Raw genomic sequence first — 24,674 nt, 5'->3', positions numbered from 1 at the left:
TCATTTAAAAATACCCTTCGCGTTTTTTTTCCTCCATACTAGCCTTGCAGTCAAAATCAATCACACGCCCTTGACGTTCAGATGTATTAACCAGTAACATTTCTCTTACAATTTCATCGATCGATTCAGCATTCGACTCTATCGCGCCTGTTAATGGATAACACCCTAAAGTACGAAAACGTACTTTTTTAAATTCTATTTTTTCTCCTTCCCTCAATTTCATTCGTTCATCATCAACCATAATCAGCATACCATCCCTCTCAACAACCGGTCGAATTTTAGAAAAATAAAGCGATACAATAGGAATGTTTTCTAATTGAATATATCTCCAAATATCCAATTCCGTCCAATTTGAAAGTGGAAAAACACGAATCGATTCTTTCTTATCAATATATGTATTATAAATGTTCCATAATTCAGGACGTTGATCCTGTGGATTCCATTGATGAAATTCATCTCTAAGACTAAAAATTCTTTCCTTGGCTCTCGATTTTTCTTCATCTCGACGAGCACCACCAAAAGCAGCATCAAATTTATAAGTATCTAATGCCATTTTCAAAGCATCGGTTTTCATGATACGCGTATGCATCTCCGATCCATCATCAAAAGGATTAATAGATTGACTTAAACCAATAGGATTAGTAAAAACAATCAAATTAAATCCAATTTCACTTTTCATCTGTTCACGAAATCGAATCATTTCTCCAAATTTCCAAGTAGTATCAATATGCATTAATGGAAAAGGAATCGGATTAGGATAAAATGCTTTTTGAGCCAATCTTAACATAACAGACGAATCCTTACCTATAGAATAAAGCATAACCGGATGTTCGAAAGTTGCAGCAACTTCACGAATGATATAAATGGCTTCAGCTTCTAATTGTCTTAAATGTGTAAATTTATAATCCATACTTTTTTACAAAAATTTTAAAAGAGTCAAACTTCCTAATAAAAGTGTCGCCCAACCAATAGTTCGTCCGAGTAACTCATCAGATATGAGCCGAATCGTTTTAACAGCAGGAACAACACTAAGTAAAGAACCTAAACAAATTGGAACTAAATAATTTATATTAATAGTTCCACCAAGAGTAAAAAAAACGATAATTCCAATTAAACAAGTAAAAGCCTCACAAAAGGATGTTATTGCAACAGCCTCTTTTTGGGATATACCTGACAAGATCTGTCCACTTGTTAATAAAGGACCATATCCACCACCAGATACTCCTTTATTAAAAGCAGCAACAACACCTAACAATAATAATTTAGAATGATTAAATGAAGTCTTTCTATTATTTTTAAAATAGAAACGATAAATAATATATAAACCAATCATCATTACCATGATGGCAATATATAAATTAACATATTTTTGATCTATTATTTTTAAGTAGTTACTAAATAAAATAGCACTAACAACTCCGATAATAGAAGGTATAATCAGGCAAATTAAAGCAAATTTAATTTGTTTATTTCTTAATAGATCAACATTGCCCTCTTGATGATGCTTTAGTCCGGCAAATAGTCCGGAAAATAATTCAGAAAGTAAAACAATCGGAACTATTTCTACACGAGCAAGACCTAAGGTTAAAACAAACGGAGTAAAGGTTGTTCCATAACCCATTCCTAAAGAACTATCGATATATTCACAAAAAGCTGAAGCAAAAAAAAGAATAATTAATAAAAAAGAATGAGGTACATAGAATGTTTTTATATCAAAAAATAAAAAGAAGATGATAATGCAATTTAGAAGTAAAAGAGCGATCCATATCAACGACGTTTTCTTTGCATTCATAGTATTATCTGGTCAATAAAGTTTATGTTGTGAAATATCTCTAAAATTACAACCTTTTTTATTACTAAAAGTTCATCTACCTAACTTTTTTATTAGTTATTTTTATCTATCCAATAAATATTTAATTTTTAAGCATAATAAATATTTAAAAAAAAGATGTGGAATTATTAGAAAAACAACACAAACTGTCGTTAATCAGCACTAAGCATAGAAATAGATACAAAATAGAATATGAAGGAAATAATTCACTCTATTAAAATAGAATACACTAACAACGATTTCAAAAAAAAGTAATTACATCGAAAATAAATCGGTGAATAAACATCTTTATAAATACGATAGGACTTTGAAAATCAAAATATTAATCAGTTAATAACTATATTAATAATGTAAAAAGGCACTTAGTATAACTCACATTTATACTAAGTGCCTTTTTTAGATTATTGTGGTTAATCAACTTGAAATGATTAGCCTTAAAGTTTAGAAGAGATTTCAAGCATTTTACGGATCGGATTTAATGCCTTTTTACTAATCTCAGGATCAACGGTTATTTCAGGAGATTCATTTTTTAAACACTCATAAAGCTTCTCTATAGTGTTCAAACGCATAAAACTACATTCATTACAAGCACATGTACTATCATTAGGAGGAGCCGGTATAAACAATGTCGTTGGACATTTCTTACGCATCTCATGCAAAATTCCAGACTCTGTAGCTACAATAAATGTTTTCTCAGGATGTTCCACCGCATATTTCAATAATGCAGCCGTAGATCCCACAACATCTGCCAACTTTAACACCACACTCTTACATTCAGGGTGAGCCAAGACAATAGCTTCAGGATATTGCTTCTTTAAATCAACTATTTTTTCCACCGAAAATTGTTCATGCACATGGCAAGCCCCATCCCAAAGCAACATCTTACGACCGGTGATCGAATTAATATAATTTCCCAAATTTCGATCCGGACCAAAAATTATTTTTTCATCCTTCGGAAAAGTTTCCACTATTTGTTTAGCGTTAGTCGACGTCACTACAACATCAGTCACTGCTTTAACTGCTGCAGTTGTGTTAACATACGAAATAACGGTATATCCGGGATGATCTTTAACAAATTGAGTAAACTGGTCAGCCGGACAACTATCAGCCAAGGAACAGCCTGCATTTAAGTCCGGTACCAATACTTTTTTATCAGGACAAATAATTTTAGCTGTTTCACCCATGAAATGAACACCACATACAACAATAATATCAGCTGTTGTTTGAGCTGCCCATTGTGCAAGTGCCAAACTGTCGCCAACGAAATCAGCAATATCTTGTATTTCTCCTACCTGGTAGTAATGAGCCAATATAACTGCATTATTTTCCTTCTTCAGTTTATTGATAGCTTTTATTAATTCACTCATAATATTATTTATATATGTTTTCTTTTTAAAGAAGAACTATGTTAGTAATAATAGTCGGTTAATATGGTTTGAAAATAATTTTAGTATTTTTTGCTTTCTAAGATATTAGTATTTTGTTTAATCTTATTAGCGTTATTATAAACAATGTCAATCTCATTTATTCCATTAGAAATCAATAAATAGATTGAAAATAGATTATTTTATTCACTACTAGTTTATAAAATGCAAAGTTAAAAACTTTATGCTTATTCTATAATAGAAAATAGGTTAAAAGTGCGTTGATGAATAGGTGGTAAATAGGGGTTATTATATTTTTATTCTTCATATCTGAATGCTCTTAATGACATTTTCCAATAAAACAAGTTTTTTTTATAAAATGATATACCTGCTGTATCGACAAGTTTTCAACGGTTATTAACTACTCTTTAAACAGAAATAAACTACCTTTGCCTTTAAATAGAAAAGATATGCGTAAATTAAAAATAACAGAGCTTAATCGTATTAGTACAGAGGACTTTAAAAACGTTGAGAAGACTCCTTTAATTATAGTTTTGGATGATATTAGAAGTTTGCATAATATAGGATCAGTGTTTCGTACAGCAGATGCTTTTAAAGTTGAAAGTATTTATTTATGTGGAATAACGGCAACGCCACCTAATGCAGAAATACATAAGACAGCTTTAGGAGCAGAATATAGTGTGAATTGGAAATGGTTTTCTGATACAATGGCTGCTGTTGAGTCTTTAAAGACAGAAGGTTATACCGTTTATTCTGTGGAACAAGCTGAAGGAAGTGTGATGTTGAATCAATTAGAGCTTGATCGACAAAATAAATATGCTATCATTATGGGAAATGAAGTGAAAGGGGTTAAACAGGAAGTTATTGACCATTCGGATGGATGTATTGAAATACCACAATATGGAACAAAACATTCTTTAAATGTTTCTGTCACTGCCGGTATTGTTATTTGGGATTTATTTAATAAACTAAAATAGGGGGTTGTTAATAACGTTGTTGATAAGGTGTATTTATAGGTGTTAACAGACTGTTTGATAAATGTTTATCGTGTTCAACCAAGAGGTTATAACTGACCATTTTCGACTAATATAACAACACGTTCTGTTAACTTATCTTCGCCTGTTGGATCGTACGTCTTTTTTAATGAAGCACCAAACAGAGAGGCAAAGGCTTGGTAAAAGCCCGCTTTGAAAGGTCCCATAAATGCCTTTACTAATTCGTATGAGCTTTGATTACTTTGTCTATCAATGAGTTTGATTAATAACTTACCTTGTGAGAAAGATAGTTTTTTTAGACGCGAAGTATATTGTTCTTTCAATCCTTTTTCAACCCGTTTAATATGTTTCTTTCGTTCCTTCTCATTAGGTAAGGTTTGCATATATTCATAGGTCTCAATAATAGCAAGATTAACTTCACGTGCTATTGGATAGACCTTTTTCACATTTCTAATCAGCCGATAATATTCTATCCGTTCTTTATCTGATTTGAATGCTAAAGGTTTAAAGATATAAACGGTTGGTAGATCGACATAAGGAATAGTATCTCCATTATACGAACAGACAGGAACCAAATAGCTGGAGCTTGACTGTTTTTCCTGTGCATGACAATATAACGAATTTATAGTTATCAACAGGGTAGTAATAGAGATGTTAATAGTTCTATTCATACTACAAAAGTAATATTATTATTTGTATTCTTTTTCTTTTCTTGCCTCATTAACCAATTTAAATTATATTTGTATATATCCTTACAAAATGGGGATCTAATACAATGAAACATATCTATTCTTTAAAGTTTATAAGTTTTATAAACAGTCTGTTGATAACTTTTATATGTAACGCTCAAGAGCCAAATGAAAGCCTTTTAGAGGAGATTATAGAAAATGAACCTGTTGATAACGTTGTTGATGAATTAGATGAGTTAAATGAATGGAGTACATATATAGATAAGCCACTTAATTTAAACACAGCTTCCCGTGGAGAATTGGAAAAATTTTCGTTTTTAACGAATAAACAAATAGAATGCTTGTTGGCCTACATCTATATTCATCATGGAATGAAAACCATTTATGAGTTGCAACTGGTTGAAGAGATGGATCGAGCGACAATCGATCGGTTAGCACCTTTTGTGTGTGTTGAACTTATTAACAATGATCGGTCGATAAAGTTGAAAAGCTTGTTTAAAAGTGCATTTAAATATGGAAAGAATGATTTATTAATTCGTTGTGATCTACCATTTTATCTATCGAAAGGTTATCAACATTCTTATTATGGTTCACCTGTTTATAACTCATTTAAATATCATTTTAGATATTCTGACCATCTTTACTTAGGATGGACGGCTGAGAAAGATAAAGGTGAACCGTTTGGGAAGATGGTTAATAGGAGTGGATTTGATTATAACTCTTTCCATTTGTTGATCCAAAATGTGGGGCGATTAAAAAGTCTTTGTTTGGGAAATTATAAGTTAGCTTTCGGCCAAGGATTAGTTATAGGAAATTGTTTTTTCAATGAGAAGGGAATGCCGCTGACTTTTTTTGATTTGAAAAAGGAAGGGATCAATAAACACGCTTCAACAGATGAGTATAATTATCATTCGGGAATAGCGACTTCTTATCAGCTAACTTCAAAAATAGATCTGTCAAGTTTTTATTCCAATCGGCTGTTAGATGCTACAATTGATAATTGTAATATAATTTCTATATCAAAGACCGGACTTCATCGTACCTTGAGTGAGATGGATCATAAAGAGAAAGCTCGTTTACAATTATTAGGTTTTCATTGTGGATTTAAGAGGAATAAAGTAGGGGTGGGGCTGACTGGCATTTATTATTGGTTTAACGCTCCTTATGCCCCCGCTATCAGAGATTATTCGCGATATAATCTTCGTGGACGTAACTTTTATAACTTGGGAGCAAATTACAATTATCGTTTTCGCCGTCTTTCTTTACGTGGAGAATTGGCTTGTGGAAAAGAAGGAATAGCAACCCTGAATTTGATGAAGTACTCTGCGATAAGTGGATGGGAATTGATGATTTTACATCGTTATTATGCTTATAATTATTGGGGATGGTTTGCTCATTCTTTCAGTGAAGGAGGAAATATACAGAATGAAAACGGCTGGTATTTGGCTTTAGAATGTGATCCTTTAAGAAATATACACGTTTTTGTTGCTGTTGATTGCTTTGCTTTTCCTTGGAAAAAAGCATACATTAATAAACCCTCAAAAGGAAATGATGCAATAGTAAAATTACATTACTATGTATCAAAGAGAATTGGAATTGATCTGAAATATCGATTTAAGAAAAAAGAGAGAAATTGTACTTTAGAAAAAGAAAAAATAACCTCACCTACATACCATCATCAGTTGAGAGGACAGTTTGATTATTCTTTACTACATGAGTTGGAGTTGCGTACGCTCATTAATTGGAACTGTTTTTCTGATCAGCGAGATTCTTTTAAGCAAGGTTGTATGATCACCCAAAGATTATCGTATCAATTTGCAAGATTACCTTTAAATATGAAAGGACAATTTGCCTATTTTAATACCGATGATTACGACACGAGGATATACGCTTTTGAACCGGGGTTATTATATCAATGGTCTATACCTTCTTCTTCCGGAAGAGGAATAAGATGGACTGCTGTGGTCAGATGGGACTTGAATAAACATTGGATGTTTGCAGCCAAGATTGGTCAAACCATTTATGATGATCGTCGCTCCATTGGCGTTGGTCGCGATTTAATTAACGGAAATAAAAAAGCGGAACTTCAGATGCAGCTTCGTATAAAATTTTGAGTTATCTTTGAATACAATAAAAACAAAAAATTATGTCTGTTACATTTCCTTCGCCCATTTTTGGACCCATTCATTCACGCCGTTTAGGAATATCTTTGGGAATAAACCTATTGCCCGGAGATGGTAAACTCTGTTCGTTCGATTGTATTTATTGCGAATGCGGCTTTAATCACGATCACCGTACTCGTCAGGCTTTGCCAACACGAGAAGAGGTTTACACTGCTTTAGAAAAGAAACTGAAAGAGATGAGAGTTGACGGAACGGCTCCTAATGTTCTGACTTTTGCCGGTAATGGGGAGCCGACTGCACATCCCTCTTTTGATCTGATTATAGAGGATACGATAGAACTTCGAAATAAATATTTTCCGGAAGCTAAGGTTAGTGTGTTGAGTAATTCAACCTTTTTGCATCGTCGAGCGGTGATTGAAGCTTTAAAGAAGGTTGATAATAATATACTCAAGCTGGATACGGTCGACTTAGACTACATTAAAATGGTGGATAGACCTGTCGGGTCGTATGATGTGGATAAAATAATTGATTATATCAAAGAGTTTAATGGTAAGTGCATTATTCAAACCATGTTTATGAAGGGCACATTCGATGGACAGTCTGTCGACAATACGACGGATAAATATGTGTTGCCTTGGATCAGTAGAATAAAAGAGATTGCTCCTCAACAAGTCATGATCTATACGATTGACCGTGAGACTCCGGGGCGTCATCTTGAAAAAGCCACTCACGCGGATCTTGATCGGATTGTCCGATTGTTGGAACAAGAAGGTATCCAAGCTTCAGCTTCATATTAGGAAGGCTACCAAGATAAAAAAAATCCCATTTCAATCCTGCGACTGAAATGGGATTCAAATATATAATAGGTTTGAAAAGATAGTTTAAACTAACTCCTGTGCTCGTTTGAGCGCTTCATTTATATTCGGACAGATATCTTTCTCGTCCAAAATATTGTAAAAGCCCGATTTTTCTAATGTCTCATGCACTTTGCTGTTAACTCCGGATAGGATAACATTTATCTTCTCCTTTTTCGACATCTGGCACAAGGTCGTTAAGTTGTGAATACCGGTCGAGTCAATGAAAGGAACATGCCGCATGCGGATGATGCGCGTCTTAGGGCGATCGTTTAAGATTGCCATGGTTTCTTCAAATTTCGTGGCAATTCCAAAGAAATAAGGGCCGTTTATTTCGTAGACTTCTACATCCTTAGGAATAGAAAGATGCTCCTCGCTAGTTACCATATCTGTTTCTTGATCGAACCGTAATTGATTTTTGATCACTGAAATTTCTGTCGTCTCCATGACACGTCTCATAAAGAGTAAGCAAGCAATCACAAGTCCAACCTCTATGGCTATCGTTAAGTCGAAGATGACGGTTAAGGAAAAAGTGATGAGTAGGACAGCAACATCCGACTTCGGACTTTTAAGTAGAGCATGGAACACTCTCCAGCCACTCATATTATAAGATACAATCACCAATATTCCGGCTAAGCAAGCCATCGGAATGTATTGTGCCAGTGGCATCAAGAATAATAGGATGAGTAAAAGTACGATTGCATGAATAATTCCTGCAACAGGAGTTTTACCACCATTATTAATATTAGTCATTGTACGCGCAATAGCTCCTGTGGCAGGGATACCACCAAATAATGGAGTGGCTATGTTGGCTACTCCTTGAGCAATAAGTTCCGTGTTAGAGTTGTGGCGGTCCCCAATTACACCATCGGCAACGGTAGCGGATAATAACGACTCAATAGCTCCGAGCACGGCGATGGTAACTGCTACCGGGAATAAGTTTCTAATGGCTTCCCAATCCAGGGCCGGAAATGCAGCTTCCGGTATTTGTGATTGAATTGTAAAACGATCACCAATAGTCGGTATGCTGTCGATCCCGCCATATTGTTTCATTAAATAGACAACGATGGTGATGACAATGATTGAAATTAATGATCCCGGAATCTTTTTTAGAAACTTAGGAGTGATGATGATAATCCCAATACTCGCTAAACTGATGATGGTATTCCACCAATTAATCGTATCAAAGTGCTGAAAGTAGATCATCCATTTGCCTATAAAATCTCCCGGAACCTTTTCACCTCCGAAAGATAATCCAAAGATGTCGGCGATTTGGGTTGTAAAAATAGTGACGGCAATACCACTTGTAAATCCCACAACGATAGGATAGGGTATAAATTTGATGACGGCTCCCAACTTGAATATTCCGAGAAGTATCAGTATGACTCCGGCCATTAAGGTGGCTGCTATCAATCCGGATTCGCCATATTGTTGGATGATACCATAAATAATTACAATGAATGCTCCGGTCGGTCCACCAATTTGGATTTTACTTCCTCCGAGTAAAGAGATGATAAATCCTGCAATAATAGCAGTGATAATACCTTTTTCTGGTGATACTCCGGACGCAATTCCAAAGGCGATGGCTAGTGGTAGGGCAACTATACCGACGATTACTCCCGCCATTACATCTGAAATAAACAGATCTCTTGAATAGTTTGTTAAACAAGAAATGAGCTTGGGTTTGAATTCGAAAAGTTTCATGTTGTTATATCAATCTTTTATATGTTATTCTGCAATGTAGAGATTGCAAAATTACAAATAAAAAAGCACAAAGCATGTTTTGTGGCAGGTTATTTGCTTGTTATTGATTTTATCTATTGGGAGATGGATATTCTTAATCGCTTTTTTTCGGTTATTCTCCACGAAAAAAGTATTTTTGTAAATAAAGTTAGATCATTTTTTTAACTATTATATTCTCTTAATTATGACTAAAAGTATTAAAGGAACTCAGACAGAGAAGAATCTGCTGACTTCATTTGCCGGTGAATCACAAGCAAGAATGCGTTACACTTATTTTGCTAGCGCAGCTAAGAAAGAAGGTTACGAACAGATCTCGGCCATTTTTATGGAAACAGCCGAACAAGAGAAAGAACACGCGAAACGAATGTTTAAGTTTCTAGAAGGCGGTATGGTTGAAATAACAGCCACTTATCCTGCCGGAGTGATCGGGTCGACTTTGGAGAATCTTTTGGCAGCAGCTGAAGGTGAGCATGAAGAGTGGTCTTTAGATTATCCTCACTTTGCAGACGTTGCCGATCAAGAGGGTTTCCATTCTATCGCTGCCATGTATAGAAATATTGCGATTGCAGAGAAGGCTCACGAAGAACGGTATCGTGCTTTTGTGAACAACATCGAAAATGCTTCGGTCTTTGCTAAAGAGGGTGAAGTGATCTGGCAGTGTCGTAACTGTGGTTATGTGCATGTTGGCAAGGAAGCTCCTACGGTTTGTCCGGCTTGTCTCCATCCACAAGCTCATTTTGAAGTGATGAAGCAGAATTTCTAAAAGGAGGTTCTAAAGACAACAAATGCCCGAGATCAGTCGATCTCGGGCATTTGTTAGTTATAATCTGATCATGGTCTATTTTTTAGTAGAGTGGGGGTAGTCTATGGTATAGTGTAACCCTCTGCTTTCCTTTCGTTCCATGGCTTGACGCATGATGAGGTATCCCACATTAATCATGTTGCGTAACTCGCAAATCTCTTTTGAGGCCACACTCCGTTTAAATAAACTTTCGGTCTCTTCATACAAGATATCCAGACGATCCCAAGCCCGTTTAAGTCGCAAGTCGCTTCGGACAATGCCGACATAACTACTCATGATCTGATTCACCTCTTTCATGCTTTGGGTCACCAATACCATCTCTTCCGGCGAACGTGTTCCTTCATCGTTCCATTCCGGAATGTTTTCATTATACGTATATTGATCGATGGCTTTCAAGCTATGTTTTGCGGCTGCATCTGCATATACAACGGCTTCAATCAATGAATTTGAAGCCAATCGGTTGCCGCCATGCAAACCGGTACAAGCACATTCTCCTATGGCATAGAGGCGTTCGATGGAAGATTGAGCATCAAGGTCGACTTTAATTCCACCACACAGATAGTGGGCAGCCGGAGCCACCGGAATATACTCCTTCGTAATATCGATCCCCAAGCTCAAGCACTTCTCGTATATATTCGGAAAATGTTTCTTGGTCTCTTCCGCATTTTTATGGGTAACATCGAGATAAACATGCTCATCCCCACGGTTCTTCATCTCATTGTCAATCGCCCTAGCGACAATGTCTCTGGGGGCTAATGAGAGACGTGGATCGTATTTCTGCATGAACTCCTGACCGTCAAGGGTGCGGAGCACCCCACCATAACCGCGCATGGCTTCGGTGATTAGGAATGACGGACGATCGCCCGGATGATAGAGAGCCGTCGGGTGGAACTGAACAAATTCCATATCCTTCACGGTACCTTTAGCGCGATAAACCATTGCTATTCCGTCTCCTGTAGCCACTAATGGGTTGGTGGTCGTCTGATATACCGCACCGACTCCACCGGTTGCCATTAACGTGACTTTGGCCAGATAGGTATCGACTTTGCCATTAGAGGGGTCTAGGATATAGGCACCATAACACTTAATGTCGGGGGTCTGCCGGGTTACGGTAACGCCCAGATGGTGTTGGGTGAGTATTTCCACCGCAAAATGATTTTCAATAACGGTGATATTGGGATGTTTTTGAACCGCTTGGATCAAGCTGTCCTGGATCTCAGCTCCGGTATTATCTTTATGATGTAGAATACGAAACTCGGAATGTCCGCCTTCTCGATGAAGATCAAACTCCCCTTTCTCATTTTTGTCGAAGTTTACTCCCCAGTTAATCAGGGCTTTTATCTGCTCCGGAGCCTCGCGAATCACTTTCTCAACCGCATCTCTGTCGCTGATCCAGTCGCCCGCAATCATGGTATCCTCAATGTGTTTCTCAAAATTATCGACCAGCAGATTGGTCACCGAAGCTACTCCACCTTGAGCGAAATAGGTATTGGCTTCCTCTAATCCACTTTTGCAAATCAGGGCCACTGTCCCTTTGTGTGCAACTTTGAGAGCGAAGCTCATACCGGCTATTCCTGAGCCGATCACAAGAAAATCAAATTTTTTGATCATAACGCTAATTGTTTCTCGTCGCAAAACTACAAAATAAGTGACTTCGTTGTGCATTTGATTGTCATTAATTGATAAAATTATTACCTTGCACACCAAAATAAGTACTGAGAATCGGGCGTTTTCGTTTCTGATGATGAGATAGAGAAATCGTTTCTCAGTCTTCTGTTTTTTGATGAGTATGCATCAGAAAACGTCCCCCTTTAATCTAGAAAACCATTAATGAAAATACTATTAGACCATGAAAAACTATCAACTTATTATTATTGGCGGAGGACCGGCCGGATATACGGCTGCTGAAGCTGCCGGAAAAGCCGGATTGAGCGTATTGCTCATTGAAAAGAAAAACTTAGGCGGAGTTTGTTTAAACGAGGGATGTATCCCGACGAAGACGTTGCTTTACTCTGCCAAAACGTATGATGCGGCTAAGCATGCCTCAAAATATGCAGTGACGGTGACGGAAGTCACCTACGATCTTCCTAAGATCATTGCCCGTAAGAGTAAGGTTGTACGGAAACTGGTTTTGGGTGTAAAGGGGAAGTTGACAGCTCACCAAGTCGATATCCTCAATGGTGAGGCACATATCGTCGACAAGCAGACCGTTCGGTGTGGTGAAGAAGAATATGGTTGTGAGCACCTGTTGATTTGTACCGGGTCGGAAACGTTTATCCCGCCGATTCCCGGAGTCGATCAGGTCAGCTATTGGACGCATCGTGAGGCACTCGACAATAAAGAAGTTCCACAATCTCTAGTTATTGTGGGCGGAGGAGTGATCGGGATGGAGTTTGCTTCATTCTTTAACTCCTTAGGCGTTGAAGTGACCGTTGTTGAAATGCTGGATGAGATCCTTGGAGGGATGGATAAAGAATTATCCGGTTTGTTACGACTGGAATATGCAAAACGTGGAATAAAGTTCTTGTTAAGCACGAAGGTGACTCATCTGTCGGAAGCCGAAGGGCAGTCGACCGTTTCCTTTGAGAATGCCGAAGGACCGGGTTCGGTGGTAGCCGACAAGCTGTTGTTGAGCGTGGGGCGTCGACCGGTCACCAAAGGGTTTGGCTTAGAAACGTTAGGCTTACAAACCACAGAGCGCGGATCGATTGTGGTGGATGAGCATTTGCAAACCTCTGTTCCGGGCGTTTATGTCTGTGGCGATTTAACCGGCTTCTCTTTGTTGGCTCATACGGCTGTTCGTGAAGCGGAAGTTGCTGTCAATCATATTCTTGGCAAGGAAGACGCGATGAGCTATCGGGCGATTCCGGGCGTGGTTTATACGAACCCTGAGATTGCCGGAGTCGGAGAGACCGAGGAATCGGCTTCAAACAAACAGTTGGATTTTACTGTTGTTAAGCTACCCATGGCTTACTCCGGACGTTTTGTTGCTGAGAATGAAGGGGTCAATGGGGTTTGTAAACTGTTGATCGATCATCATGGAGTGATCCTTGGAGCTCATGTGTTAGGTAATCCGGCTTCTGAGATTATTACTCTGGCCGGAATGGCTATTGAAAAGCAGTGGACTGCCGAAGAGTGGAAGAAGATTGTTTTCCCTCATCCGACAGTGAGTGAAATATTTAGAGAAGCGTTGTAAAGGTTCATCTGATGAACTGATCGACCGCTCTCTTTGAACGAAAAAATAAGAGATGAAGAAATTTATTTTAGTGGTGATTTTATCTGCCTGTTTTTCTCAGATCTGGGGACAGGCAGATCATCAAGAGATCGGTTCATTAGTGACTCATATGCTTCCTCAGTCGTCGGAAGTCGGGGTTTATGCATACGATCTGACAGCCGATAAGGTGGTCTGTGCCTATCAGCACCAAAAGCTTTGTCGCCCGGCTTCGACCCTAAAACTGTTGACGGCAGTTACGGCACTTTCGGAATTGGACGATGATAAAAAGCCGTTTCGTACGGAAGTGTGGACCAATGGGGTGATTCGTAACGATACGCTTTACGGCAATTTGCATGTGGTGGGTGGCTTCGACCCGGAGTTCGACGACCAAGCGATGGATCTCTTGGTTCGTGATCTCTCTACCCTTTCTTTCTCGGTGATCACCGGGAAGGTGTATGCGGATATCAGCATGAAGGACTCTTTGTATTGGGGCAGTGGTTGGGCTTGGGACGATAATCCTGAAGCCTTTCAGCCCTATCTTTCACCGTTAATGTTCAATAAGGGAGTGGTTAAGGTGACTGCTATGCCTTCTGCGGTGAGCGGGCGCCCGGCAAAGCTTCGTTGTGTTCCTCAATCGTCTTATTATGTGGTGCGCAATCGTACCTTGACACAATCGCCCGATGCCGGACGGTTTACTGTTTCGCGCGATTGGTTGAAAAACGGCAATACCATTACCGTCTCCGGTAATGTGGATCGACCAACGGTCGGGTGGGTGAATGTGTATTCTTCTTCCGATTTTTTTATGGAGACGCTTCTCGAGCGCTTACGTGCTAAGGGCATTCGGGTACCTTCGTCGTTTGTTTACGCCCCATTGGGGCGACGTGACCATATTCGTTGCCTAGCTTCACACGACACCTCACTGCAAGAGGTGGTCAACCAGTTGATGAAAGAGAGCGATAATTTGAATGGACAGGCTTTGCTTTGTCGTTTAGGTGTAGAGGGAAGTCGCAAGAAAGGGGTGAGTGATAAGGATGGGATTGTGGAACTGCAGAAAATGATTCGTCTTTTAGGGCATGATCCGGCCGATTACCAAGTGGTCGATGGCTGTGGACTGTCGAACTACAACTATATCACTCCGCAGTTATTAGTCGATTTATTGCGATACGCCTATTCTCGTGAAGAGTTGTTTGCCCGATTATCTCTTTCTTTACCCATAGCCGGAGTGGATGGAACGTTGAAGAATCGGATGAAAAACAGTCCCGCTTATAACAATGTACGTGCCAAAACCGGTTCTTTTACGGCGATCAACACGTTAGCCGGTTATCTGAAAAGGGGGGATGGGCATGTGATTGCTTTTGCTATCATGAACCAAAACATCCTTTCGGCGGCTAAAGCGAGAGCTTTTCAAGATCGGGTGTGTATCTCCTTGTGTAAATAAGTCCGAGAGAATTGACTATTTCTTCCTCCTAGATGTTTGATTTTGAAAAAGATCTACCATCTGTCACCAAAAGAGCGTTAGGCGACTGATTATCAGCCTAAAGGTGGGGTTGCAGATCGTGTTGCAGATCGATGGTAGATCGGAACATCTATCACCTGCCGTTGATCGTTTTGGGGAGGATTGTTCTTCTTATTAAGCGTAGATCGGTTTCATATTCAAAAAGGCTTATCTGAGATTTGTTGAAGCACGGTCGCCTTTCTAGTTTCCACGGTGGAGACTTTTGTGCCACTGTACGACACTCTAGTTATTACTGTGCGGCACTTTAGTTGCGACCGTACGCCACTCTAGTTGCGACTGTACGGCACTCTAGTTATTCCTTGCCACTTGAGTTGCGACCGTTTGAAACTCACCTTACGACATTGCATGAGAAAAATGGTAGCTGACTATTGTCATCGGTTATGCCTCATTTCATTAATAAGCCCTTTGTGATCCGCATGCTCTTTAGTGATAAATAAAAAAGGCACTCTTTCAAGAGCGCCTTTTTTATAACGATGTAAGTGGAGTCATCGATTATTTAGTATAATCTGCCCAATTAACGTTCTTCATATCTCCGCTTTTGCCAAGTTCGACATGCATTCCCAAAGCTGCTTGTAGAGCATGAGGCGTTTGAGCTTTATGTCCGGCTAAGTTGAGGTATTCTCTTAAGATCGGTCTGTAGTCCGGATGTGCGCAGTTTTCGATAATAGCTTCTGCGCGTTCTTTTGGACTCTTACCACGTAAATCAGCCACACCTTGTTCGGTGATGACCACATTAACAGAGTGCTCGCTGTGATCTTGGTGAGAAACCATTGGGACGATGGCACTGATCTTACCTTCTTTAGCTACAGAAGGACAAGTGAAGATGGAGATATAAGCGTTACGAGTGAAGTCGCCCGATCCGCCAATACCGTTCATCATTTTTGTTCCACTAATATGTGTAGAGTTCACGTTACCATAAAGATCGACCTCAATAGCTGTGTTGATGGCAACAACACCTAAACGGCGTATCACCTCAGGGTTGTTTGAGATTTCTGATGGACGTAACACTAATTTATCTTGGAAGAAATCCATATCATCATAGATACCTTGTAGACAGTCGTTGGTGACAGTCAACGAACAAGCACTACCAAATTTGATACGACCTTCACGAATAAGATCGATAACCGAATTCTGGATCACTTCAGTATACATTTCAAAGGCAGGGATGGTCTTATCACGGCCAAGTGCACCTAATACTGCATTTGCAATATTACCCACTCCCGATTGTAAGGGTAAGAATGAAGAAGGGATGATGCCGCGTTTCATATCGCTTGCCAAAAAGTCGGCTACGTTTTGTCCAATCTGATCAGTCAACGGATCTGAATCGGCAAATGAACGAGCTTCATCCGGCCAGTTCGTTTCTACGACGCCAATAATCTTTTTCGGATCCACTTGGATATAAGGTAATCCGATGCGGTCACTTGCTTTGTATATTGGTATCTCACGACGGTATGGAGGGTCTTGCAGTTCGTAAACATCGTGCATACCCATCATTCTTTTGCTGTGAGCACTATTGAGTTCGACAATAATTTGGTCGGCAAGGTGACAAACGGTTGGAGAGATTCCTCCGGCAGCAGTTAAATAGATCTTGCCGTCAGGAGTCACTTCGCAAGCTTCGATGATGGCCACATTGACTTTACCCATAAAGCCGTAGCGTACTTCTTGAGCCATTTGTGATAAATGGATATCATTGTAAGCGATCTCACCATTATTTACCGCCTTACGGAAATCGGAGTTTGTGGTGTAAGGAGCACGGTAGCGAATCGCTTTTGCACGTGTGAGTATACCATCACAAGAATCTCCGGTAGAGGCTCCGGTGAAGATTCCGATTTGGAAAGGATTGCCTTTTGCATGTTCTGCTTCTGCAATTTTTGCAAGTTCGGCGGTTACGGCTTTTGCTGTTCCTGCCGGTGTAAATCCACTCACACCGATATTATAGCCGTTTTTGATGAGGCTTGCAGCTTCTGCTGCTGAAATTAAATTGAATGACATAAAATGATTTTCGTGTTAAAAAACAGGTTAATATTTTCGTTGTAGTATTTCTCCTAATATAATCGCTTGACGCGCTTCTTCAATGGATTGAATTTTGAAATCTTGTTCCACTTCTTCCGGATTGGAGAGTGTAGCATTCGTTTTATCGTCTTTTTTTTGTCCTGTTTGTTTTGTTTCTGAAACGACTGTCCTTTCCGGTTCTTTTGAAGCCGGAGTGAATCTATTGAGCAATCGATCTTTCATATCGGTATGATTCATCTTCTGAAGAGGTTCTTTAGACAGGGGGGTGCTTTTGTTTAGATTGGGAGTGGTCTGAGGTATCGGGCGAGGTTGAATATCTCTTGGCTTTAAGTCCTCAAATGCTTTTTTCTTATTCGCCTTTTTGTTTGATTCTCTGACAATTCCAATAATAATAATTCCCACTATAAAAAGAATTCTTAAAAAGTCTTCCATAACTTTTTTTATTAAAATGTTTTCGCCAAAGGTATAAATTAAATCCGAATTCAGGCCAAAATTTTGATATGAAAAAAGGGCAGCTTCACAGCTCCCCTTGTTTTTTAACCTAAACCTTAACTATGAAAAAATCTAATGTTTCTTTCATTTCACAAAAATCTTCATTTAAATCATAAGTAGCAAGTTTTAATCTTTTTTTTATTTTGTCTATTAACATTTATTATGAGTTTTATTTTCTTAAATGGCTTTTTATGTGATTTAAAGGTTTGATTTATGATCATTTGGAATCAATGACGTATCTTTGTGGCCTGAAAACAAGACTAACTCTTTTATTCTTAGGCGCAATATTGGCGGAACAGAGACGATGGAGGGAGTCATCAAATGAATAATAATTTAATTTATGGGAAATGAATTAACAGGAGCGGACTTTAAATCCGTAACTGCAGAAGAAAACAAGAAATTGTTTATCGAGACTTATGGTTGCCAAATGAATGTGGCCGATAGTGAAGTGATTGCATCTGTTATGGGAATTGCCGGTTATGAAATGGCGGATTCTATAGACGAGGCTGATGCTGTCTTTATGAATACCTGTTCTATTCGTGATAATGCCGAACAGAAGATCTTTAATCGTCTGGAGTTTTTTCATTCGTTGAAGAAGAAAAAGAAACACCTCATTATTGGTGTGTTGGGCTGTATGGCTGAGCGTGTTAGAGAAGACTTGATTGAAAATCATCATGTCGATCTTGTGGCCGGTCCGGATGCTTACTTAACCCTCCCGGAACTTATTGCTTCGGTTGAAGCCGGACAGAAAGCGATGAATGTTGAGCTTTCGACGACTGAGACCTATCGGGAAGTGATCCCGGCACGTATTTGCGGTAATCATATCTCTGGATTTGTATCGATTATGCGAGGTTGCAATAATTTTTGCACGTATTGCATTGTGCCTTACACTCGGGGGCGTGAACGAAGCCGTGATGTTGAAAGTATCCTGAATGAGGTTGCCGATCTTGTGAATAAGGGGTATAAGGAGATTACGTTGTTAGGACAGAATGTGAATTCTTACTGTTTCGAGAAGGAATCGGGCGAAAAGATCACTTTCCCGATGTTGCTCCGTATGGTGGCTTTATCGGCTCCTAAGGTTCGTATTCGGTTTACGACTTCTCATCCGAAGGATATGAGTGATGAGACGTTGCAAGTTATTGCAGAGGTACCCAATGTCTGTAAGCATATTCACTTACCGGTTCAGAGCGGTAGCTCACGGATCTTAAAGTTGATGAATCGTAAATATACACGTGAGTGGTATTTAGACCGTGTCGCCGCGATTAAACGTATTGTTCCCGATTGTGGGTTGTCGACCGATATCTTTTCCGGTTTTCACTCTGAGACCGAGGAGGATCATCAGGAGTCGCTTTCTTTGATGGAGGTTTGTGGCTACGATGCGGCTTTCATGTTTAAATATTCCGAACGTCCGGGTACTTATGCGTCGAAGCATTTAGTGGATGACATCTCTGAGGAGATTAAGGTCCGTCGTTTGAACGAGATCATCGCTCTTCAGAATCGATTGTCGTTGGAAGCTAACCAGCGTTGCATTGGCTCAACTTATGAAGTCTTGGTCGAGGGTGTTTCTAAACGGTCGCGTGATCAACTCTTCGGACGAACAGAACAGAATCGTGTGGTGGTGTTTGATAAGGGAAATCATAAGATTGGTGATTTTGTTCCTGTCCGTATCACTGAGGCTAGCTCAGCGACTCTCAAAGGAGAAGAGGTGCTATAAGCGTTATCTCATAATTTACCATAGGCGTTGTTTGCGAGTCTTAGAATGAGCAAACAGCGCTTTTTTTGTGTAAAGAGTATGGTGTGGGCGATAAAAAAAGCAGGAGAGAGTTGATCTCTCTTCCTGCTTGGGGGGTATTCTAAAGTTGTCAACTGACTGTTTCTAGAAAACTATTGTAATCGTGTTTGTGTTATTTGTCAATGCTAATCTTTAATGGCTTACGCAATTGTTCTGAGAAACTGGTTAAGTACTCTTCCCAAGCGTTGAATGTCTTAATTTTAGCCTTATTCCATGCTGAGCCCCAATAATAGGTATAGGTTTTTTTTGGGTGATAAGTCCCGATAGCTAGGACATGTCCGTAGGCTCCGCCGCGTAATTCTTTTCTTTCTTTTTCGCTGAATAAATCGACTTTGGTTTCCTTTAGTTTTTTAGGGAAAACAGCACCGATATAGATCTTCCCATTATCCCCCTTAGGGTTTGTGGTCGGATCTTCGTAAGCAATGAAACGCTTTTGGGTGTTTGTGCTGCTCTTTCCGTCGGCCTCGTGTAACACCAGTCCGGTTGCTATGGGGGTCTTCCGATCTAAATGAGTATAGGTTATCTCTGTCTTATTTAGATAAGAACCGGCATCTAATGTGATGATGCGTGTTTCAATGACATCCGATGAAGGGCCAACGACCAATGGGGTAAAGACGAGCTTCACAGTGAATCGTAATGGGCCATTGTCAAGGATCTCATAGCTCTTATAGCAATACGGATAAACGATGGTGTCGTTATGCATTAAAGCAGAGGTTCCTCCACCTAGTGTCGGACCTACAGCATAGCAGTCCATTCCATTTCCGTGATCCACATGATAAGAAATCTCTTTGGCCAATCGATCGGCTTCTGCCGGATCGGTCTTCTTTAACTCCGCAATTTTTGCCCGTTTTTCTTTGCTGGTTTCATTAGCATACCGAGCTTCGAGTACGGGGTCCGGGGTGTTGTATTTGGTAAAGACATCATAGCCAAAAGCTTTTTCTCCGCGTGTCTGTAAGGTGGGACCGTATGCCCGGAAAGCGACTAAATCATTTTCCCAAGCCATATCGTCCATACGTTCGGGGAATTGTCGTCCATAAGCCCTTGTAGGGAATTGGGCGGGAGTTCCCGTTTTTATGGTATACTTTTGAGTGCTTTTAGCCTTTACAGTTACAGGGAAAATCAATTTCTGATCATAAGTGATTTGATAAGGAACTTGTTGATCCTGATCATTCAAAATCACGAGTTTAGAAGTGTCGGTGAGCCGTAATTCCTTTTTTATTTGGCTTAATTCTATTTCGCCCATTTCCGAATGGCGTTCTATCGAAAGAGAATTGTGGACGTTTACGGTCATAACCGTCTGCCCTCTCATGGGTAATGAGAAAGAGGTGAGGACGACTAATAGCGTGATGAGTAGTTGTTTCATGATCGATAACTTTAATACATCAATGTGCTGAAAACTCTTTATGTCATAAGGTGACCCAAGAGCTGTCAGCACATGGTGATTAATGATTTATTTAGGTTGTTTGCCGATATAAGCTAAGATACCGCCGTCAACGTATAATACGTGACCGTTAACGAAATCTGATGCTTCTGATGCTAAGAATACAGCTGGTCCCATCAAATCTTCTGGCGTTCCCCAACGAGCTGCCGGAGTTTTAGCAATGATGAACTGATCGAATGGATGGCGAGAGCCGTCTTCTTGAAGTTCACGTAAAGGAGCGGTTTGTGGAGTCGCGATATAACCTGGGCCAATACCATTACATTGGATGTTGTGTTCGCCATATTCAGAAGCGATATTGCGAGTTAACATCTTTAAACCACCCTTAGCAGCAGCATAAGCTGATACGGTTTCGCGGCCAAGTTCACTCATCATTGAACAGATGTTGATGATTTTACCGTGGCCTTTTTTAATCATTGCAGGGATCACCGCTTTAGCTACGATGAATGGTGCGTTCAAGTCTACGTCGATCACTTGACGGAATTCTGCTGCGCTCATCTCGTGCATTGGGACACGTTTGATGATTCCGGCATTATTAACTAAGATATCAACGGTTCCGACTTCTTTTTCGATTTGAGCAATCATACCATTTACTTGATCTTCGTTGGTAACATCGCAAACATAACCTTTAGCTTCAATACCATCGGCTTTGTAAGCTTCAATACCTTTGTCCACCAATTCTTGTTTGATATCGTTGAATACAATTCTTGCTCCGGCTTTAGCAAAAGCACTGGCGATTGCATAACCGATTCCGTAAGATGCGCCTGTTACAAGTGCGACTTTACCTTCTAATGAAAAGTTTACCATATGATTAAAATTTTAAGCTTGCTGCCCGACTGATCTTTTTTTTTGAATCTGTTGGACGGCAGATGTTCACTAATTGTTTCATGTCTGTTCGACAAACCCAATAGAGCGATTGTCCTTTGGTTTTGTCTACGTCTCGCAAAGAGCTTTTGGGTCTTAATTGGGGTTTCGTTTTGGACGATTACCTCATTTGAACGACTCTGTTTGCGTACACAATGCAAAAATACGAAAATGTATTGGTGAAGGATTGCAATTTTGTTCTAATTATCCGTCAAAATTGTCCATTATCTTGGTTTGCCTTTCTTTTTAAGGGAGGAATCCGATAAATGGAAGCTGAATAGCTGCTTGTTATTATTACATAAGAAGTGGGTGATTTAAGCGAGGAAACACAACCTGTATTTGAGAGTGTAGGGTGTCTTCTGATGAGAGTCGATTCGAGTTTTGAAATTCCTACTCTAGCAGATTGGATCGAATGATTAAAAATGACTGCTCCTGGTTGCTTATCTTTTAATTGGTTGTAGCAACGAAATAGAAAAAGATAAATGGGCTCCGCTGTTTTTCTTTGGGCACCTAAAATGGCACCTAATAGGTGTCAAAGTATGAGAAGTGTATCCCCTTAGCAAATAAAAAAATCCCGCTAAATAGATCATTTAACGGGATTTCTGTTTCATCTAATTCTTAGATTTGTTGGGCTACCAGGATTCGAACCTGGACAAACAGAACCAAAACCTGTTGTGCTACCATTACACCATAGTCCAAACTTGAATTGCTTTCTCTTAAAAAGCGGTGCAAAGATATGGTTTGTTTTCCATACTTGCAAGTAATTCCTTAGTTTTTTTTAGATTTTCTTGATCTGAAATCTTCCAATCTAAAGAAAACTAAGGAGTATTTTGTTTCAATTATTTGATAATGAGTAAATAATAGTTCTTCTTTCCACGTTGAACTAATAAGTACTTATTATTAAGTAAATCGGCATCAGTGATCACTTGATCGAAAGTGCCAAGTTTTTCTTTGTTTAGAGAAACACCGCCGCCTTGAACAAGTTTACGCATTTCGCCTTTCGATGGGAATACTGCAGCGTGATCAACAAGCAGATCTACGGCTTTAACGCCTTCCTTTAAAAGGTCTTGTGAAACCTCAAACTGAGGTACTCCTTCAAATACAGCCAATAGAGTGTCTTCGTCTAGTTTGTGTAGCATCTCGGAAGTCGCATTACCAAATAGAATGTTTGAAGCATCTACAGCGGCATTATAGTCTTCTTCTGAGTGTACCATGATGGTTACCTCTTTGGCTAAGCGTTTTTGAAGGGTGCGTAAGTGTGGAGCAGCTTGATGTTCGCTGATTAAGGCGTCGATCTCTTCTTTCTCAATAGAAGTAAAGATCTTGATGTAGCGTTCTGCATCGGAATCACTTACGTTCAACCAGAACTGGTAGAACTTGTAAGGAGTGGTGTAGCGGGCATCAAGCCACACGTTTCCTGATTCGGTCTTTCCGAACTTTCCACCGTCGGCTTTAGTGATTAACGGACAAGTTAAAGCAAAGGCTTCTCCTCCGTTGGTACGGCGTATAAGTTCGGTACCGGTGGTGATGTTACCCCATTGGTCGGAACCACCCATTTGTAGTTTACAGCCTTTGGTGTCGTAGAGATGAAGGAAGTCGTATCCTTGCAGCAACTGATAGGTAAACTCGGTAAAAGATAGACCATCGCGTGCTTCGCCGTTCAAACGTCTTTTTACAGAGTCTTTCGCCATCATATAATTCACTGTGATGTGTTTGCCGACTTCGCGTGCGAAATCGAGAAACGTAAATTCTTTCATCCAATCGTAGTTGTTGACCAACTCTGCGCGATTAGGAACTTCTGATTCAAAATCAAGGAATTTAGCCAATTGCTTCTTGATGCATTCTTGGTTATGATGGAGGGTTTCCTCGTCAAGAAGATTACGTTCTGCTGATTTTCCGGATGGGTCTCCAATCATACCTGTAGCGCCTCCGATCAAAGCCAATGGCTTGTGTCCACAACGTTGTAAATGACGCAACATCATTACGCCGCAAAGGTGGCCGATATGAAGCGAATCGGCTGTTGGGTCAATCCCAACATAAGCGGTGACCTGCTCTTTGTTTAATAACTCTTCTGTTCCCGGCATGATGTCATGCAACATACCTCGCCATTTTAATTCTTCTACAAAATTCATCGTATTATGTTGTTTTAGTTTTTATTATCTATTTAGAATGTTAGTCGGTGATTGACCGGTTGCTCTCTTGTGAGAGCCGGCAGAGCCAAAAGGCAAAATTACGACTCTTTATTTGAAGAAGCAACTCTTATCTCTTAAAAAAGACTTTTAAGATGTTATCTTCTAATTTGGATCGTAGTTCGTCAATCTCTATAGCTTTAATTTTTGCAGCCTTTCCTAGTAACTCGTTGATGTTGATATCGGCTTCGTCGGTCTCTAAAAAAAGCCGGTCGATTGGGATTTCTTTCATACAGTCTTCATGGTAGCGGACTCCGAAAGATAGATAGAATCCATGCTTGAGAAGCTGTTCCATTTGAGGTTTTTTACCTCTGAAGCCGTGTATGATCCATGGGGTCTGAGAAAGATTCTCTTTTTTTAGGCTTAAAAGTTCGTCTATGGCTTTAACGCAGTGTATCATTAATGGAAGTTTGAGTCGGTTAGCCAAGTCGACTGTCGCTTTGTAAACGTCTATTTGAAGAGATAGGGGGGAGTTAACTCGTTTGTCCAATCCTGATTCGCCAATGGCTATGATAGAACTGTGGGAAGCAACAATGCTTAGCCGTTCGAGTTGCTTTTGTGAGTCTTTCTCATTAATGTCTTTGGGATGTATGCCAACGGAATAATAATAGTTCCCGTCTAAAAAGGGTTCCTCCGTATAGCTTAGTGCTTCCGGTGGTAGATTTAGGATGGCCTCTTGAGTCGGCTTTCCTTTTTTGGAGTGTGTATGTATGTCTAGTAAAGTCATAATGGAA

At 39.7% G+C, this 24,674-nt stretch carries 19 protein-coding genes and 1 tRNA gene; 7 read left to right on the top strand and 13 right to left on the bottom strand.

What is annotated here, in order from left to right; translation table 11 throughout:
- Nucleotides 1-4: 4 nt before the first annotated feature.
- From cysD to nadA, 3 genes are all read right to left on the bottom strand, one after another.
- Nucleotides 5-910: a sulfate adenylyltransferase subunit CysD gene (gene cysD, locus AC4PG5_RS10340; protein ID WP_492028809.1), complete on the bottom strand. Its 906-nt coding sequence runs from the start codon at nucleotides 908-910 to the stop codon at nucleotides 5-7.
- Between the two features lie 6 nt (nucleotides 911-916).
- The gene (locus AC4PG5_RS10335) at nucleotides 917-1,792 is read right to left on the bottom strand and encodes a sulfite exporter TauE/SafE family protein (RefSeq protein ID WP_492028808.1); all 876 of its coding nucleotides are present in this window, start codon (nucleotides 1,790-1,792) and stop codon (nucleotides 917-919) included.
- A 473-nt stretch (nucleotides 1,793-2,265) separates the two neighbouring features.
- Nucleotides 2,266-3,198 (bottom strand): quinolinate synthase NadA, encoded by a 933-nt coding sequence (nadA, locus tag AC4PG5_RS10330; protein WP_492028807.1) that lies wholly within the window; start codon nucleotides 3,196-3,198, stop codon nucleotides 2,266-2,268.
- A gap of 467 nt (nucleotides 3,199-3,665) precedes the next feature.
- On the opposite strand from nadA, the gene AC4PG5_RS10325 reads away from it, so the two are divergent.
- Nucleotides 3,666-4,193: an RNA methyltransferase gene (locus AC4PG5_RS10325; RefSeq protein ID WP_492028806.1), complete on the top strand. Its 528-nt coding sequence runs from the start codon at nucleotides 3,666-3,668 to the stop codon at nucleotides 4,191-4,193.
- 86 nt (nucleotides 4,194-4,279) lie between these two features.
- Here AC4PG5_RS10325 and AC4PG5_RS10320 read toward each other — a convergent pair whose 3' ends face one another.
- Nucleotides 4,280-4,882, bottom strand: a complete 603-nt coding sequence (locus AC4PG5_RS10320; protein WP_492028805.1) for a DUF4294 domain-containing protein — start codon at nucleotides 4,880-4,882, stop codon at nucleotides 4,280-4,282.
- Nucleotides 4,883-5,034: 152 nt separating this feature from the next.
- Here AC4PG5_RS10320 and AC4PG5_RS10315 point away from each other — a divergent pair, with 152 nt between their 5' ends.
- Both AC4PG5_RS10315 and AC4PG5_RS10310 read left to right on the top strand, forming a co-directional pair.
- Complete coding sequence (locus tag AC4PG5_RS10315) at nucleotides 5,035-7,014, top strand: helix-hairpin-helix domain-containing protein (RefSeq protein WP_492028804.1); 1,980 nt, start codon at nucleotides 5,035-5,037, stop codon at nucleotides 7,012-7,014.
- A 32-nt stretch (nucleotides 7,015-7,046) separates the two neighbouring features.
- The gene (locus AC4PG5_RS10310) at nucleotides 7,047-7,820 is read left to right on the top strand and encodes a radical SAM protein (protein ID WP_492028803.1); all 774 of its coding nucleotides are present in this window, start codon (nucleotides 7,047-7,049) and stop codon (nucleotides 7,818-7,820) included.
- 84 nt (nucleotides 7,821-7,904) lie between these two features.
- Here AC4PG5_RS10310 and AC4PG5_RS10305 read toward each other — a convergent pair whose 3' ends face one another.
- Nucleotides 7,905-9,581 (bottom strand): SulP family inorganic anion transporter, encoded by a 1,677-nt coding sequence (locus AC4PG5_RS10305; protein WP_492028802.1) that lies wholly within the window; start codon nucleotides 9,579-9,581, stop codon nucleotides 7,905-7,907.
- A gap of 223 nt (nucleotides 9,582-9,804) precedes the next feature.
- On the opposite strand from AC4PG5_RS10305, the gene rbr reads away from it, so the two are divergent.
- On the top strand, nucleotides 9,805-10,383 hold the full coding sequence (gene rbr / locus AC4PG5_RS10300) for a rubrerythrin (RefSeq protein WP_492028801.1): 579 nt from the start codon (nucleotides 9,805-9,807) through the stop codon (nucleotides 10,381-10,383).
- A gap of 75 nt (nucleotides 10,384-10,458) precedes the next feature.
- Here the strand turns inward: rbr and nadB are convergent, their stop codons facing one another.
- Nucleotides 10,459-12,033, bottom strand: a complete 1,575-nt coding sequence (gene nadB, locus AC4PG5_RS10295) for an L-aspartate oxidase (RefSeq protein ID WP_492028800.1) — start codon at nucleotides 12,031-12,033, stop codon at nucleotides 10,459-10,461.
- Nucleotides 12,034-12,271: 238 nt separating this feature from the next.
- Here nadB and lpdA point away from each other — a divergent pair, with 238 nt between their 5' ends.
- Together lpdA and dacB are read left to right on the top strand one after the other, a co-directional pair.
- The gene (gene lpdA / locus AC4PG5_RS10290) at nucleotides 12,272-13,618 is read left to right on the top strand and encodes a dihydrolipoyl dehydrogenase (RefSeq protein ID WP_492028799.1); all 1,347 of its coding nucleotides are present in this window, start codon (nucleotides 12,272-12,274) and stop codon (nucleotides 13,616-13,618) included.
- Nucleotides 13,619-13,670: 52 nt separating this feature from the next.
- Nucleotides 13,671-15,074: a D-alanyl-D-alanine carboxypeptidase/D-alanyl-D-alanine endopeptidase gene (gene dacB / locus AC4PG5_RS10285; protein WP_492028798.1), complete on the top strand. Its 1,404-nt coding sequence runs from the start codon at nucleotides 13,671-13,673 to the stop codon at nucleotides 15,072-15,074.
- Nucleotides 15,075-15,644: 570 nt separating this feature from the next.
- Here the strand turns inward: dacB and AC4PG5_RS10280 are convergent.
- Both AC4PG5_RS10280 and AC4PG5_RS10275 read right to left on the bottom strand, forming a co-directional pair.
- The gene (locus tag AC4PG5_RS10280; protein ID WP_492028797.1) at nucleotides 15,645-17,144 is read right to left on the bottom strand and encodes a butyryl-CoA:acetate CoA transferase; all 1,500 of its coding nucleotides are present in this window, start codon (nucleotides 17,142-17,144) and stop codon (nucleotides 15,645-15,647) included.
- 27 nt (nucleotides 17,145-17,171) lie between these two features.
- Nucleotides 17,172-17,597, bottom strand: coding sequence for a hypothetical protein (locus AC4PG5_RS10275; RefSeq protein ID WP_492028796.1), 426 nt, complete (start codon nucleotides 17,595-17,597; stop codon nucleotides 17,172-17,174).
- A gap of 400 nt (nucleotides 17,598-17,997) precedes the next feature.
- Between AC4PG5_RS10275 and miaB the strand changes: the two genes are divergently transcribed.
- Nucleotides 17,998-19,371: a tRNA (N6-isopentenyl adenosine(37)-C2)-methylthiotransferase MiaB gene (gene miaB / locus AC4PG5_RS10270; RefSeq protein WP_492028795.1), complete on the top strand. Its 1,374-nt coding sequence runs from the start codon at nucleotides 17,998-18,000 to the stop codon at nucleotides 19,369-19,371.
- Between the two features lie 190 nt (nucleotides 19,372-19,561).
- Here miaB and AC4PG5_RS10265 read toward each other — a convergent pair whose 3' ends face one another.
- The 5 genes from AC4PG5_RS10265 to AC4PG5_RS10245 all read right to left on the bottom strand — a co-directional run bounded on the left by AC4PG5_RS10265 (nucleotide 19,562) and on the right by AC4PG5_RS10245 (nucleotide 24,667).
- Nucleotides 19,562-20,812 (bottom strand): BT3233 family polysaccharide utilization protein, encoded by a 1,251-nt coding sequence (locus tag AC4PG5_RS10265; protein WP_492028794.1) that lies wholly within the window; start codon nucleotides 20,810-20,812, stop codon nucleotides 19,562-19,564.
- 87 nt (nucleotides 20,813-20,899) lie between these two features.
- Nucleotides 20,900-21,694 carry a gluconate 5-dehydrogenase gene (locus tag AC4PG5_RS10260; protein ID WP_492028793.1) on the bottom strand — a complete coding sequence of 265 codons (795 nt, stop codon included), beginning with the start codon at nucleotides 21,692-21,694 and terminating at the stop codon, nucleotides 20,900-20,902.
- A gap of 684 nt (nucleotides 21,695-22,378) precedes the next feature.
- Nucleotides 22,379-22,449: transfer RNA gene (locus AC4PG5_RS10255), tRNA-Gln, on the bottom strand.
- A 141-nt stretch (nucleotides 22,450-22,590) separates the two neighbouring features.
- Nucleotides 22,591-23,883, bottom strand: coding sequence for a tyrosine--tRNA ligase (gene tyrS, locus AC4PG5_RS10250; RefSeq protein WP_492028792.1), 1,293 nt, complete (start codon nucleotides 23,881-23,883; stop codon nucleotides 22,591-22,593).
- A gap of 127 nt (nucleotides 23,884-24,010) precedes the next feature.
- Nucleotides 24,011-24,667, bottom strand: a complete 657-nt coding sequence (locus tag AC4PG5_RS10245; RefSeq protein WP_492028791.1) for a TatD family hydrolase — start codon at nucleotides 24,665-24,667, stop codon at nucleotides 24,011-24,013.
- Nucleotides 24,668-24,674: the final 7 nt, after the last annotated feature.

The organism is Bacteroides sp. QWL-09 (assembly GCF_058683585.1).
Note: the sequence above shows the minus strand (reverse complement) of the source record. Positions and strands in the feature narration are given on the sequence as shown.

What these genes read in the sequence shown, in the direction of transcription:
- cysD (WP_492028809.1), bottom strand. Translation starts at nt 910, where the DNA reads ATGGATTATAAATTTACACATTTAAGACAATTAGAAGCTGAAGCCATT.
- AC4PG5_RS10335 (WP_492028808.1), bottom strand. Translation starts at nt 1,792, where the DNA reads ATGAATGCAAAGAAAACGTCGTTGATATGGATCGCTCTTTTACTTCTA.
- nadA (WP_492028807.1), bottom strand. Translation starts at nt 3,198, where the DNA reads ATGAGTGAATTAATAAAAGCTATCAATAAACTGAAGAAGGAAAATAAT.
- AC4PG5_RS10325 (WP_492028806.1), top strand. Translation starts at nt 3,666, where the DNA reads ATGCGTAAATTAAAAATAACAGAGCTTAATCGTATTAGTACAGAGGAC.
- AC4PG5_RS10320 (WP_492028805.1), bottom strand. Translation starts at nt 4,882, where the DNA reads ATGAATAGAACTATTAACATCTCTATTACTACCCTGTTGATAACTATA.
- AC4PG5_RS10310 (WP_492028803.1), top strand. Translation starts at nt 7,047, where the DNA reads ATGTCTGTTACATTTCCTTCGCCCATTTTTGGACCCATTCATTCACGC.
- AC4PG5_RS10305 (WP_492028802.1), bottom strand. Translation starts at nt 9,581, where the DNA reads ATGAAACTTTTCGAATTCAAACCCAAGCTCATTTCTTGTTTAACAAAC.
- rbr (WP_492028801.1), top strand. Translation starts at nt 9,805, where the DNA reads ATGACTAAAAGTATTAAAGGAACTCAGACAGAGAAGAATCTGCTGACT.
- nadB (WP_492028800.1), bottom strand. Translation starts at nt 12,033, where the DNA reads ATGATCAAAAAATTTGATTTTCTTGTGATCGGCTCAGGAATAGCCGGT.
- lpdA (WP_492028799.1), top strand. Translation starts at nt 12,272, where the DNA reads ATGAAAAACTATCAACTTATTATTATTGGCGGAGGACCGGCCGGATAT.
- dacB (WP_492028798.1), top strand. Translation starts at nt 13,671, where the DNA reads ATGAAGAAATTTATTTTAGTGGTGATTTTATCTGCCTGTTTTTCTCAG.
- AC4PG5_RS10280 (WP_492028797.1), bottom strand. Translation starts at nt 17,144, where the DNA reads ATGTCATTCAATTTAATTTCAGCAGCAGAAGCTGCAAGCCTCATCAAA.
- AC4PG5_RS10275 (WP_492028796.1), bottom strand. Translation starts at nt 17,597, where the DNA reads ATGGAAGACTTTTTAAGAATTCTTTTTATAGTGGGAATTATTATTATT.
- miaB (WP_492028795.1), top strand. Translation starts at nt 17,998, where the DNA reads ATGGGAAATGAATTAACAGGAGCGGACTTTAAATCCGTAACTGCAGAA.
- AC4PG5_RS10265 (WP_492028794.1), bottom strand. Translation starts at nt 20,812, where the DNA reads ATGAAACAACTACTCATCACGCTATTAGTCGTCCTCACCTCTTTCTCA.
- AC4PG5_RS10260 (WP_492028793.1), bottom strand. Translation starts at nt 21,694, where the DNA reads ATGGTAAACTTTTCATTAGAAGGTAAAGTCGCACTTGTAACAGGCGCA.
- tyrS (WP_492028792.1), bottom strand. Translation starts at nt 23,883, where the DNA reads ATGAATTTTGTAGAAGAATTAAAATGGCGAGGTATGTTGCATGACATC.
- AC4PG5_RS10245 (WP_492028791.1), bottom strand. Translation starts at nt 24,667, where the DNA reads ATGACTTTACTAGACATACATACACACTCCAAAAAAGGAAAGCCGACT.